This window comes from Microbacterium sp. Se5.02b, assembly GCF_019464375.1.
GTDB lineage: Bacteria > Actinomycetota > Actinomycetes > Actinomycetales > Microbacteriaceae > Microbacterium.
This window is the reverse complement of sequence record NZ_CP080491.1, coordinates 1,342,328-1,355,172: the sequence shown is the minus strand read 5'-3', so window position 1 is coordinate 1,355,172 and position 12,845 is coordinate 1,342,328. Positions and strand designations below refer to the sequence as shown.

Sequence of the window (12,845 nt, the reverse complement as noted above, 5' to 3'; positions counted from 1 at the left end):
CACGCCGCGCGTCCGCACGAGGACAGAGCGTGTCTCGACCCCTCGCGGGAAGGGACGGCGAGAGGTCTCAGCGGGCGGGGCGGTCGGGGAGCGGGCGATCGTGGGCGTGACGGGCGAGGGAGCTGCCATAGCGCTCGGTGAGCTGCACCATCAGGTCGGGTGTGTCGCGGTCGACGCCGAACACGTGCCCGGGGAAATCGAGTTCCGGTTGTGCGGCCGCGATCTCGTCGTCGCGGTCGGGTGAGAGCAGCTGCACGGGGTCGCCGACCGCGACCCATCCGATCGGCACGACGGTGCCCTCCGGCAGCACGGCGCGGCGATGCACGATCGCGTTGACGCGCACCTCGCAGCGGTCGCCCACCAGAGCTCCGTTGAAGACGCGGGCACCGGACGCGAAGAACACCTCCTCGCCCACGGTCGCCCCGGCGATGCTCGCGAGGGTCCCGACCAGGGTGTGAGCGCCGATGTGCACGGCATTCGCGGCGGTCGCACGGATCAGCGCGTTCTCCATCACGATCACATGCGCCCCGAGAGTGATCGGGCCGCCCTCGGCCGTGATCACGGCACCGTGCAGCACCTGGCACCCCGGCCCCACCTCCACGTCGCCGGAGATGACGGCGGTGGGGGCGATGACGGCGGTGTCATGGATGCGGGGGCGAGCCCCGAGGTGCTCGTACAACATGCGGCCAGACTAGTCCCGCCGCTGCCGCGGTGCGCTACTCGACCTTGACGGGTTCGGGGAAGATCGCGGTGAACAGCTGCGCGACCCACTCCAGCAGCTCGGCGTCAGGGAGCGGCTCGACCCCACGCCGACGGCTGAGGCGACGGTCGGCATCGGCACGACGAGCGCCTCGCCCCCGGAGACGAGCTTCGCCTTCGGGTAGAGCCGCTGCAGCCGCACCTTGATCGAGTCCTCGAGATGCGCCGGGGCGATGCGGAGGTTCGACCCCATGGCGACCACGTCGGTGAGGCCCGCCCGTGCGGCGCGCCGTCGCAGCCGCGCGATCGCGAGCAGCCCCTCGACCTCCGCCGGCGGTGCGCCGTAACGGTCGACGAGCTCGTCGACGACCAGGTCGATCGCCCCGTCCTTGGCGGTCGCCGCGGAAGCGGCCGACAGCTTCTGATACGCCTCGAGACGCAACCGCTCGCTGTCGATGTAGTCCTCCGGGATGCGAGCGTCGAGCGGGAGTTCGAGCCGCAGCTCCTGACCGGTCTCGACCTCCTCTCCGCGGAACGTCGCCACGGCCTCACCGATCATGCGCAGGTACAGGTCGAAGCCCACGCCCGCGATGTGCCCTGCCTGCTCCGCGCCGAGCATGTTCCCCGCACCACGCAGCTCGAGGTCCTTGAGCGCCACCTGCATGCCCGATCCGAGCTCGTTGTTCACCGCGATCGTCTGCAGACGGTCGGCGGCCGTCTCCGACAGGGGCTTCATCTCGTCGTACAGGAAATACGCGTAGGCACGCTCGCGGCCACGGCCGACCCGGCCTCGGAGCTGGTGCAGCTGACTCAGGCCGTACTTGTCGGCGCGGTCGATGATGATCGTGTTGGCGTTCGAGATGTCGAGGCCGGTCTCGATGATCGTCGTCGAGACGAGGACGTCGAACTTGCGCTCCCAGAAATCATCGACGACCTGCTCGAGGGAGTGCTCGCCCATCTGCCCGTGCGCCACGGCGATGCGCGCCTCCGGCACCAGTTCGGCGAGCTGCGCGGCGACACGCTGGATCGACTGCACCCGGTTGTGCACGAAGAAGACCTGCCCCTCTCGGAGGATCTCCCGGCGGATCGCGGCGGCGATCTGCTTGTCGCTGCGGGGTCCGACGAACGAGAGGATCGGATGCCGGTCCTCGGGCGGCGTCGCGAGGGTCGACATCTCGCGGATGCCGGTCACCGCCATCTCGAGCGTGCGCGGGATCGGGGTGGCGCTCATGGCGAGGATGTCGACATTGGTCTTCATCTTCTTGAGCGCGTCCTTGTGCTCGACGCCGAACCGCTGCTCCTCGTCGATGATCATGAGTCCCAGGTCTTTGAAGAGGACCTGATCCGTGAGGATGCGGTGGGTTCCGATCACCATGTCGACCGTGCCGTCGAGGAGTCCCTGCAGCGTGAGGCGCGCCTCCTTGTCGGTCTGGAAGCGCGAGAGGGGGCGCACCTTCACGGGGAATCCCGCGAAACGCTCCGTGAACGTCTCGAGGTGCTGTTTGACGAGCAGCGTCGTCGGCACCAGCATCGCGACCTGCTTGCCGTCTTGGATCGCCTTGAACGCCGCACGGACGGCGACCTCGGTCTTGCCGAAGCCGACGTCACCGGAGAGGAGGCGGTCCATCGGGATGGGACGCTCCATATCCGCCTTGATCTCGTCGATCGTCTGCAGCTGATCGTGCGTCTCGGCGAACGGGAACGCCTCTTCCAACTCGCGCTGCCACGGGGTGTCGGGACCGAACGCGTGCCCCTTCGCACTCATCCGCGCCGAGTACAGCTTGACGAGTTCGACGGCGATGTCGCGGACGGCCTTGCGGGCCTTGCCCTTGGCCTGCGCCCAATCGCTGCCGCCCATCTTCGACAGTGTCGGCGCTTCCCCTCCGACGTACTTCGACAGGGAATCGAGCTGATCCGTCGGCACGAACAGCTTGTCGCCCGGGTACCCGCGCTTGGAGGGTGCGTACTCGAGCACCAGGTAGTCGCGCACCGACTTCGTGGCGTTCCGGCCGCCCGTCGACACCTCGCGCTGCGTCATCTCCACGAATCGCCCGATGCCGTGGGTCGCGTGCACGACGAAGTCGCCCTGCTTGAGCTGCAGCGGGTCGACGACGTTCTTGCGTCGCGACGCCAGCTTCTTGACGACGCGCTGATCGCCGCCGATCGTCCGCCCGTAGAACTCGTTGTCGGTGAGGACCGCGAGCTTCGCCTCCGGCACCTGGAAGCCGGCCTCGACCGAGCCGGTGACGAGGGTGACGACCCCGGCGTCCGGCGCATCGGTCACCGCATCGACCACGCGGGCCGCGAGGCCGCGGTCGGAGAGCACGTCGCGCGCCCGGTCGACGAGCCCGTGGCCGGCGGCGATCACGACGACCCGCCATCCGGCGGTCGTCTTGGCCTCGACGAAGGAGATCGCCCCGTCGACGTTGCCGTGGAAAGACGGGATCACCGACGCGGCGGCGTTCGCGGCGTCTTCATCCGAGGCTGCGTCGCCGTCGCCGAGGCTGATGCCGAACGGGCTCACCCGCCACCACACGCCGCCGCGCTCGCGCACGACGTCGCGGAGCGCGTCGATGGTCAGGAAGTCGCCGGCGCCCAGGTCGATGGGAGCCGAGGCACCCGACGTGGCTGCGCTCCACGCGGCATCGAGGAACTCCCGGTTGGTGTCGCCGAGCGTGATCGCCCTGGCGGTGGAGCGATCGGGATCGACCACGGCCGTCGCGCTCCCCGCCGGCAGGTACTCGGCGAGCGACTTCAGCGGTCCTGCCACGGCGGGCAGCAGCGACTCCATACCCTCGACCGGGATGCCCTCGGCCATCTTCTCGAGCATGCCGGCGATGGCCGGGAAACCGCCGACGAGCGCACGCGCACGCTCGCGGACGTCCGGTGTGAGGAGCAGCTCGCGGCTCGGAGGGAGATCGACACCGGGGACATCGCCGGGAAGCGACCGCTGATCGGCGACGGAGAACGCGCGGATCTGGTCGATCTCGTCGCCGAAGAACTCGACGCGGAACGGATGCTCCGATACCGCGGGGAAGACGTCGAGGATGCCGCCGCGCACCGCGAACTCACCGCGGCGCGAGACCATGTCGACACGGGAGTACGCGCGCTCTACCAGCTGTTCGACGACCCGGTCGAGCTCATGGCCCCGGCTGCCCGCGGCGAGTTCGAGCGGCGCGATCTCGCCGAGGTTGCCCGCGATCGGCTGCAGCGCGGCCCGCACGGAGGCGACCACCACGAGCGGATGCTCGCCCGACCACTCGGCGATCCGGCGCAGCGTCTGCAGACGGTGCCCCACCGTGTCGGGGCTCGGGCTGAGCCGCTCGTGCGGCAGCGTCTCCCACGCGGGGAAGGTGAGGACCTCGGCCTCGGGCAGGTACGACTCCATCGCCACGGCGAGGCTCTCGGCCCGGCGCCCCGTGGGGACGACGGCGAGGAGCGCCGCAGGATGGCCGCCGTTCGCCCTCTTCTCGAGGAGACCGGCGAGGGCCGGCGCATCGAGGCCGTCGACCAGGCCCAGGTCGGCGTCGGTGTGCGCCCACTGGAGGGCGTCACGGTACAGAGACGCCTCTTCCAAGGCGCGCAGAATCCCCGGAACAGTCACCGGACAAGACTAGTCGCGCCCACCGACACTCCGGCCGCGCGCCTTTAGGCTGATCTGATGGATTCCGTCACCCTCACCACCGGACGACTCGTGCTGCGCGCGCCGACGGCAGCCGACGTCGACGCGATCACGGATGCGTGCCAGGATCCGGAGATCCAGCGCTGGACGACGGTGCCGAGGCCGTACGGCCGCGGAGACGCCGAGACGTTCGTGCGCCTGGTCGCTCATCAGTGGGCGGAAGGCTCCGAGACCGTGTGGGGCATTCGCGCGGACGACGAACTGGTCGGCATGATCGGCCTGCACAACGTGGGCGAGCACTTCACCGGTCCCGACGCCGAACTCGGCTTCTGGATCACGCCGAGCGCTCGAGGCAAGGGCTACCTCGGGGAGGCGGCCAGGGCGGTCATCGACTGGGGCTTCGCCGAGTTCGGCCTCGTCCGCATCCGCTGGCAGGCCGTGGCGGGGAACGTCCCCTCCGCGCGGGCCGCCCGTGCCCTCGGCTTCTGCTACGAGGGTCTGCAGCGTCAGGCCCTCACGAGTCCGCGCGGCCGGGATGACGGCTGGATCGCGGGGCTGCTGCCCGACGACGACCGCACGCCGGTCGACTGGCCCGTGCTCTGACGAGGTCCGGTCGATCGGTGTGCGGGCACCGCGTGACAGTGTCCGACGCCGATGACAGGATGAGGGCATGCCGGAGATGCCGGAAGTCCAGGGGCTGACCGCCTTCCTCGCCGAGCGCGCCGTCGGGCGCACGATCACCCGCGCGAGCGTCGCGGCCATCGCCGCGCTCAAGACCTACGATCCGCCGATCAGCGCGCTGCAGGGCGCCACGATCACCGCATCCGCGCGTCTCGGCAAGTTCGTGGTCCTCTCCTGCGGCGACGATCTGCACCTCGTGTTCCACCTCGCGAAAGCCGGATGGCTGCGCTGGTACGAGAATCTGCCGACGACCCTGATCAAACCAGGCAAGTCGCCGATAGCACTGCGCATCGCACTCGACGACGACAGCGGGTTCGACCTCACGGAGGCCGGCACCAAGAAGTCGCTGGCCGTGTACGTGGTGCGGGATCCGCAGGAGGTTCCGGGAATCGCACGGCTCGGCCCCGACCCGCTCGACCCCGCCTTCACCCGCGACGCCTTCTCCGCCCTGCTGGACGATCGGCGGATGCAGATCAAGGGCCTGCTGCGCGACCAGGGGGTCATCGCCGGGATCGGCAACGCCTACTCCGACGAGATCCTGCACGCGGCGCGGATGTCGCCGTACGCGATCGCCGGGAAGCTCGACGACGCCGAGGTCGATCGCCTCTTCGAGGCCATGCGCGAGACCCTGACCGAAGCGGTCGCCGAGGCGTCGGGCAAGCCCCCCGCCGATCTCAAAGATGCCAAGCGCCGAGGGATGCAGGTGCACGCGCGCCGCGGCGAGACCTGTCCCGTGTGCGGAGACACGATCCGCAGCGTGTTCTTCGCCGATCGCTCTCTCGAGTACTGCCCCACCTGCCAGACGGGCGGCAAGGTGCTCGCCGATCGGCGGCTCTCGCGTCTGCTGAAGTGACGATCGTCACCGTCGCGGAATGAAATGTGCACGGACGCGTTGAGTACACTCAGAGCAACACGTGCTCCGGGGTCGGTGAGAATCCGAACCGGCGGTGACAGTCCGCGAGCGTCTCGAGAGATCGGGATGCCGATCCGGTGGAATTCCGGGACCGACGGTGATGCGAGGGAGACCTCGCTAGTCCGGAAGGGAGGCAGCACGAGGCGCATGCATGCGTCCGTTCCGCCACCCCTGTCCGCTCCGGAGCCTCAGAGGAGGACGACGGATGGCAGTGAACGCGGCAGAGCGTGACGCGATGGATCGCGCGCTCCAGCTCGCCGCCCGAGGACCACGCGGGGCGAACCCGCAGGTCGGCGCGGTCCTCCTCTCCCCCGACGGCACGGTGCTCGCCGAGGGCTGGCACCACGGCGCCGGCACCCCACACGCCGAGGTCGACGCCCTGTCGAAGCTCGCTCCCGGCGACGCACGAGGAGCCACGGCGGTCGTGACCCTTGAGCCGTGCAACCACACCGGGCGCACCGGACCGTGCGCCGTCGCGCTGATCGAAGCAGGCATCGCCCGCGTCGTGTACGCCCTCGACGATCCGGGGGCCGCTTCGGGCGGGGGCGCCGAGCGTCTTCGCGCCGCGGGCGTCGAGGTGGAGGCCGGTGAGCAGGCATCCGCCGCGCACGCTCTGATCGACGGCTGGCTCACAGCGCAGCGACTCGGACGCCCGCAGGTGACGGTCAAGTGGGCGCAGAGCCTCGACGGCCGCGCCGCGGCGGCCGACGGTTCGAGTCAGTGGATCACCGGACCAGCCGCCCGCGCAGACGTGCACCGCCGCCGGGCAGAGGCCGACGCGATCGCCGTCGGAACCGGCACCGTGCTCGCCGACGACCCGGCTCTCACCGCCCGCGACGGCGACGCGCTGCACCAGCACCAGCCGATCCCCGTGGTCATCGGTTCACGTCCGGCTCCGACCGACGCCGCGGTGCGCCGGCACCCGCACTCCCCGCTGTTCTTCGACACGCACGACCTGCACGCCGTCATGGCCGACCTGCACGCCCGCGGCATCCAGAGCCTCTTCGTCGAAGGCGGCCCGACCCTCGCGAGCGCCTTCATCGAAGCGGGACTCGCCGACCGTGTGCTCGCGTACCTCGCTCCGGTGCTCCTCGGCGGCGACCGCCTGGCGCTCACCGACATCGGGGTGGCATCCATCACCGACGCACGTCGCCTGACGATCGAGGAGTGGGTCCCCCTCGGACCCGACCTGCTGGCGATCGCGCGGCCCGCACAACCCCACGACACCCCCACGGACGAAGGAGCCGCCTGATGTTCACCGGAATCATCGAGGAGATGGGCGAGATCACCGCCATCGCGCCCGCGGGCGACGGCTGGCGCCTGACCGTGCGCGCACCGCGTGCGGCGGCGGATGCCGTGCACGGCGAATCCATCGCGGTCTCCGGCGTGTGCCTCACGGTGGTCGACTCGACCGCTGACACGTTCGACGCCGATGTGATGAAGCAGACTCTCGACGTCGCCGCGATCGGCTCCGCAACGGTCGGCACCCGTGTGAACATCGAGAAGGCGATGCCGGTCGGGGCGCGACTGGGCGGGCACATCGTCCAGGGCCACGTCGACGGCGTCGGCGAGGTGCTCGAGGTGCGCCCCGGCGCGCAGTGGAGCGTGCTGCGCATCAGTCTGCCCGGCGACCTCGCCCCGCTCGTCGTCGACAAGGGCTCGATCTCGGTCGACGGCACCTCGCTGACCGTGAGCGCCGTCAGCGCGCCCGCAGACCCCTCCCCTGGTTCGAGATCTCGCTGATCCCGGAGACGCTCGCCGCGACGACCCTCGGCATCCGCGCCGTCGGAGATCGCGTGAACCTGGAGACCGACATCCTCGCGCGGCACGTCGAGCGTCTGCTCGCGTTCCGCACCGCACCGGAAGGAGGCTCGCGATGAGCCTTTCCACCATCCCCGAGGCCCTCGACGCACTGCGCGCCGGGCGCCCCGTGCTCGTCGCCGACGACGAGAACCGCGAGAACGAGGGCGACGTCGTGCTCTCGGCCGAATTGGCGACCCCCGAGTGGGTGGCCTGGACGGTGCGCTGGTCTTCGGGTTTCATCTGCGCTCCCATGCCGGCCGACCTCGCCGACCATCTGAACCTGCCGCCCATGGTGGCCGCGAGCGAGGATGCCCGTTCGACCGCGTACACCGTGAGCGTCGATGCCGCTGAGGGCGTCACCACCGGCATCAGCGCCGGCGACCGCGCGCACACGCTCAACGTGCTGGCGAACGCGGAATCGACCGCGACCAGCATCATCCGCCCTGGGCATGTGCTGCCCCTGCGTGCGGTCGACGGCGGTGTACGCGAGCGCAGCGGTCATACCGAGGCGGCCGTCGAACTCATGAAGCTGGCCGGCCTGCGCCCGGTCGGCGCGATCGCGGAGGTCGTGGCCGAGGACGGCAGCATGATGCGTCTTCCCGGTCTGCAGGAGCTGGGAGCCCGCGATGGCGTTCCGGTGATCACGATCGAGCAGTTGATCGCTCACCTGAACGAGATCGACCCCGAAGACGCGACACCGACCGCACACCGCGGGCGTCGAGTGAGCCTGCGCGCCGATGCCACCGTGCCGACGACGCACGGGGTGTTCCGCTTCCTCGCCTACAAGGACCGCGTCACGGGCACCGATCACATCGCCGTGGTCTCGGGTGAGCTCGGCGAGACCGCGCTCGTGCGCGTGCACTCCGAATGCCTGACGGGCGAGGCATTCGGCTCGCTGAAGTGCGAGTGCGGCCCGCAGCTGGACTCGGCCCTCGACGCGATCGAGCAGGAGGGCGGCGTGGTCATCTACATGCGCGGACACGAAGGGCGAGGGATCGGGCTCATCAACAAGCTCCGCGCCTACAGCCTGCAGGAGGAGGGCCTCGACACGGTCGACGCCAACCTCGCACTCGGCCTCCCTGCGGACGCCCGCGACTACGCCGCCGCGGCGGGGATCCTCGCCGACCTTGGCGTGTCGAGCGTGCGGCTGCTGACCAACAACACCGACAAGGTGCAGCAGCTCCGCGAACTCGGCCTCGACGTCATCGAGCAGGTGCCGCTGATCGTCGGTGTGGGGCCCAACAACCACCAGTACCTGGAGACCAAGCGTGACCGGATGGGTCACATCATCGGCGAAGCGGAGCTCGCACAGGCGCTCGCCCACGGAAAGGACGAGAGATGAGCGGCGCAGGAGCACCCCAGACGGGCGACATCGACGGACGCGGGCTGAACGTCGTGATCATCGCCGGCACCTGGCACGAGACGATCTCGAACGGGCTCATCGCCGGCGCAGAACGCGTCCTGGACGCGGCACAGGCCACGCATCGGCTCGTGCGTGTGCCGGGATCGTTCGAACTCGCTGTCGCCGCGCAGGCCGCCTTCGCCGGCGGAGCCGACGCCGTCGTCGCCCTCGGCGTGATCATCCGCGGCGGCACCCCGCACTTCGAGTACGTGTCCGCCGCGGCGACGGACGGGCTGACCCGCGTCTCGCTCGACGCAGGCAGGCCGGTCGGTTTCGGCCTGCTCACCCTCGACGACGAGCAGCAGGGACTCGACCGCGCCGGGCTCGAGGGGTCCAAGGAGGACAAGGGAGCCGAAGCCGCGGACGCGGCGCTTCGCACGGCGCTCGTGATCAGGCAGCTGCGCGGTTGAGGTCAGCCTGCCCTTGCTAGCGCAGAGCTGCTCGATCCTCGTACGGTGAGGGCATGGAGACCCTCCGCCACATCGTGCTGTTCGTCCACCTGATCGGCTTCGCCGTGCTCTTCGGCGCGTGGGCCGTGCAGGCCTTCGGGGGCAAGCGGGAGTTCACCCGGCTGATGAGCATCGGCATGACGATCGCCGCGATCGCCGGTCTCGCTCTGGCTGCACCGTGGGGTCTGCCCGAAGGCGTGGAGATGAACTACGCCAAGATCGGCACGAAGCTCGTGATCCTGCTCGTGATCGGTGCCCTGCTCGGCATCGGAGCGGGACGCCAGCGCAAGACCGGCACGATCCCGCCCGCGATGTTCTGGCTGGTCGGCATCCTCACCGCAGTCAACGCGGGCATCGCCGCGATCTGGCGCTGAGCCCGTCGCCGCCGGTCGCCTGCGCCGGATGACGGTGGCGCGCTAACCGCCGGCGCACTCCTTCCAGAGCGCGGCTGACCGGGTGGAGACCTCCGAGTCGTGGACGCGCTGCCAGTTTCGGCCGCCGCGGGCGAAGGTCGCGCGCACCGCGGCAGGAACCTCCGACGCGTCGATCGGCGCCTCGCCCCACGCACACGGGCGCACATGGACGAGATCGACCGCCTGCGCGGCCGCCGAGGGATCGTAACGCCATGCGCCGGCCAGGCGACCGAGCCACAGCAGCCCCTCGGCGTCACGCGTCCACACGAATGCGCCATCCGGTGCGGCGGCGAACCTCTCGAGCCGTCGGGCCAGGCGTTCGCCGTGACGCGCATCCACCGCGGCGAGGGCCTCCTGATCGATGAGGGAACGCGCTCCAGGCGACCGCCCACTCCGCACACGCCGAGCGTGAGCGCCCGTTCGACCGCTGCCCCCGCGGCGACCCCGTCGTCTCGCGAGCGCATCGGAGCCCGGAAGACGGGGGCATCCTCTGCGGCGAGCTCTCCTCGCACCATCACAGCACCGGAACGAGCGCCGCATCCACGCGGTCGCCGTCGATCAGGACCGTCATCATGGTGCACACCGGCTGCCGGCGCCGATCGGTCGGCGACCCGGGGTTCACCAGGCGCATCCCCGCTGGTGAGACCGAGTCCCACGGGATGTGCGAGTGCCCGAACACGAGCAGATCGGTGTCGGGGAACCTCGCGTCCATGCGCGTCTCGCGTCCTGAGGCCTGACCGGTCTCGTGGATCACCGCCATCTCGACGTCTTCGACCCGCAGCATCGCGACCTCCGACAGTCGTGCGCGGAGGCCCTCCCCGTCGTTGTTGCCGTAGACGGCGCACAGCCGCCGTGAGCGCGCCTCGAGCAGGTCGAGCGTCGCCTCGTCGATCCAGTCCCCGGCGTGCACGACCAGATCCGCCTCGTCCACGGCGCGCAGCACCGCGTCGGGAAGCCGTCGCGCCCGCGCAGGAACGTGAGTGTCGGCCAACAGCAGCATCCGTGTCGTCATCGCACGTCCCCTCCCGGTCGCACCCGACTCTACGCGCGGGCGGAGTCGGTGGCTGCGCACAGCAAACACTCAGGAAGGCGTAAACTCACCCGGGTGCCTTGGTATACCAGGGCTGAACGGAGATGAGAGATGAGTACTGCCACTGCGCCAGCGAACCCCCGTTCGCGCGTCATCACTGCGAGCCTCGTCGGCACGACGATCGAGTTCTACGACTTCTACGTCTACGCGACGGCGGCCGTGCTCGTGTTCCCGACGCTGTTCTTCCCCAGCGACAATGACACCGCCTCGCTCCTCTCCTCCTTCGCGGTGTTCGGCGCCGCGATGGTCGCGCGACCGATCGGCGCCGTCGTGTTCGGGCACTTCGGCGACAAGTTCGGCCGCAAGGCCACGCTTGTCGCCTCGCTGCTCACGATGGGCATCGCCACATTCCTGATCGGCCTGCTTCCCACGTTCCAGCAGATCAACTGGGTGGCACCGCTGCTCCTGCTGCTGCTGCGGCTCGCACAGGGCTTCGCGCTGGGTGGCGAATGGTCGGGTGCGGCCCTGGTGGCCACAGAGAACGCCCCCAAGGGCAAGCGCGCCTGGTACGGCTCCTTCCCGCAGCTCGGTGCGCCGCTCGGCTTCATCATCGCGAACGGACTGTTCCTCGCGATCAACTGGCTGCTGCCGCACCCCGAGAGCCCGATCCTGAAGTCCGAGGCGTTCCTCGCCTGGGGATGGCGCATCCCGTTCCTGTTCTCCGCCGTCATGGTCATCATCGGCCTGTGGGTCCGGCTCAAGCTCGTGGAGTCCGAGACCTTCAAGAAGGCCGAGACCAAGGGCACGATCCGCAAGCTGCCCCTCGCGACGGTCTTCCGCCACCACTGGAAGCAGCTGATCCTCGGCACCTTCATCATGCTCGCGACGTACGTGCTGTTCTACCTGATGACGAACTTCACGCTCACCTACGGCACCAAAGCCGCGGATCTCGAGACCGCGTCCGCTGCGGCCAGGGCTGCCGCGGAAGCGACGGGCAAGGCCTTCGACCCCGACGCCTTCGCCGCACAGTTCTACCCCGGTCTCGGCTTCGGCTACACGGACTTCGTCCTGATGCAGATCATCGGCGTCGTGTTCTTCGGCCTCTTCACGCTGCTCTCCGGCCCGATCGCCGACGCCATCGGCCGACGCAAGCTCCTGCTCTGGGTCACCGGGCTGATCGTCGTCTTCGGCCTCTCGTTCAACACCTTCCTGCTGCCGGCCGTCGACCCGAAGTTCACGGGTGCACTGGTGCAGGCGTTCCTGGTGTTCGGCTTCATGCTGATGGGAGCGACCTTCGGGCCCATGGGGGCGCTGCTGCCCGAACTGTTCCCGACGAACGTCCGTTACACCGGTTCGGCCATCGCGTACAACGTGTCGTCGATCCTCGGTGCGGCGGTGGCTCCCCTGATCGCGTTGAAGCTGTGGGAAGCAGCGGGCGGCGCGCCGTGGCTGGTGGGCCTGTACCTGTCGGCGATGGGCGTGCTGACCTTCATCGCGCTGGTCTTCACCCCCGAGACGAAGGATCACGACTACGAGGACGACCTCGGCCTCGCGGCAGCCGTCGAACTCTAGGCCGCCGCGGGCCGCGCCCGCGGCGTGTGGTTCGCCCGCGGCCATGTGGCGGCATGTGGCGCGGCTCGCAGTTCGGAGCGCAGTTCGGGCGCAGTTCGGAGCGCAGTTCGGAGCGCAGTTCGGAGGGTATCCGCACTCGGGAGGACAGTTCCCTCGTATCCACCCTCCCCTGCGCGGATCCCCTCCGAACTGCGGGGGCCATCCGCATGCGCGACGCCACGAGGTCACGCACGGGAGCACGCCACGGGCGGTGCGGCATGG

At 69.8% G+C, this 12,845-nt stretch carries 10 protein-coding genes and 2 pseudogenes; 8 read left to right on the top strand and 4 right to left on the bottom strand.

What is annotated here, in order from left to right; genetic code table 11:
* Positions 1–67 precede the first annotated feature (67 nt).
* Together K1X59_RS06765 and mfd are read right to left on the bottom strand one after the other, a co-directional pair.
* Positions 68–682, bottom strand: a complete 615-nt coding sequence (locus K1X59_RS06765; RefSeq protein WP_183152247.1) for a gamma carbonic anhydrase family protein — start codon at positions 680–682, stop codon at positions 68–70.
* A 34-nt stretch (positions 683–716) separates the two neighbouring features.
* A pseudogene (gene mfd, locus K1X59_RS06760) lies at positions 717–4,261 on the bottom strand (transcription-repair coupling factor).
* Between the two features lie 99 nt (positions 4,262–4,360).
* Between mfd and K1X59_RS06755 the strand changes: the two are divergent.
* From K1X59_RS06755 to K1X59_RS06725, 7 genes and pseudogenes are all read left to right on the top strand, one after another.
* Positions 4,361–4,924 carry a GNAT family N-acetyltransferase gene (locus K1X59_RS06755; protein WP_183152246.1) on the top strand — a complete coding sequence of 188 codons (564 nt, stop codon included), beginning with the start codon at positions 4,361–4,363 and terminating at the stop codon, positions 4,922–4,924.
* Positions 4,925–4,991: 67 nt separating this feature from the next.
* The gene (locus K1X59_RS06750; protein ID WP_183152245.1) at positions 4,992–5,855 is read left to right on the top strand and encodes an Fpg/Nei family DNA glycosylase; all 864 of its coding nucleotides are present in this window, start codon (positions 4,992–4,994) and stop codon (positions 5,853–5,855) included.
* Positions 5,856–6,120: 265 nt separating this feature from the next.
* Positions 6,121–7,167: a bifunctional diaminohydroxyphosphoribosylaminopyrimidine deaminase/5-amino-6-(5-phosphoribosylamino)uracil reductase RibD gene (gene ribD / locus K1X59_RS06745; protein WP_220174070.1), complete on the top strand. Its 1,047-nt coding sequence runs from the start codon at positions 6,121–6,123 to the stop codon at positions 7,165–7,167.
* A pseudogene (locus K1X59_RS06740) lies at positions 7,167–7,795 on the top strand (riboflavin synthase). Before ribD ends, K1X59_RS06740 begins: the two are co-directional and overlap by 1 nt.
* Positions 7,792–9,060 (top strand): GTP cyclohydrolase II, encoded by a 1,269-nt coding sequence (ribA, locus tag K1X59_RS06735; RefSeq protein WP_183152243.1) that lies wholly within the window; start codon positions 7,792–7,794, stop codon positions 9,058–9,060. The pseudogene K1X59_RS06740 and the gene ribA overlap by 4 nt, the downstream one beginning before the upstream one ends.
* Entirely contained in the window at positions 9,057–9,530 is a 474-nt protein-coding gene (ribH, locus tag K1X59_RS06730; RefSeq protein WP_183152242.1) for a 6,7-dimethyl-8-ribityllumazine synthase, read from the top strand. The genes ribA and ribH overlap by 4 nt, the downstream gene beginning before the upstream one ends.
* Positions 9,531–9,583: 53 nt before the next feature.
* A complete protein-coding gene (locus tag K1X59_RS06725; protein WP_183152241.1) occupies positions 9,584–9,943 on the top strand; it encodes a Fe-S protein in 360 nt (119 codons plus the stop codon).
* Positions 9,944–9,985: 42 nt separating this feature from the next.
* Here the strand turns inward: K1X59_RS06725 and K1X59_RS06720 are convergent, their stop codons facing one another.
* Both K1X59_RS06720 and K1X59_RS06715 read right to left on the bottom strand, forming a co-directional pair.
* A complete protein-coding gene (locus K1X59_RS06720) occupies positions 9,986–10,321 on the bottom strand; it encodes a hypothetical protein (protein WP_220174069.1) in 336 nt (111 codons plus the stop codon).
* A gap of 175 nt (positions 10,322–10,496) precedes the next feature.
* Positions 10,497–10,994, bottom strand: coding sequence for a metallophosphoesterase (locus K1X59_RS06715; protein WP_183152239.1), 498 nt, complete (start codon positions 10,992–10,994; stop codon positions 10,497–10,499).
* A gap of 129 nt (positions 10,995–11,123) precedes the next feature.
* Between K1X59_RS06715 and K1X59_RS06710 the strand changes: the two genes are divergently transcribed.
* Positions 11,124–12,584 (top strand): MFS transporter, encoded by a 1,461-nt coding sequence (locus K1X59_RS06710; protein ID WP_183152238.1) that lies wholly within the window; start codon positions 11,124–11,126, stop codon positions 12,582–12,584.
* Positions 12,585–12,845: the final 261 nt, after the last annotated feature.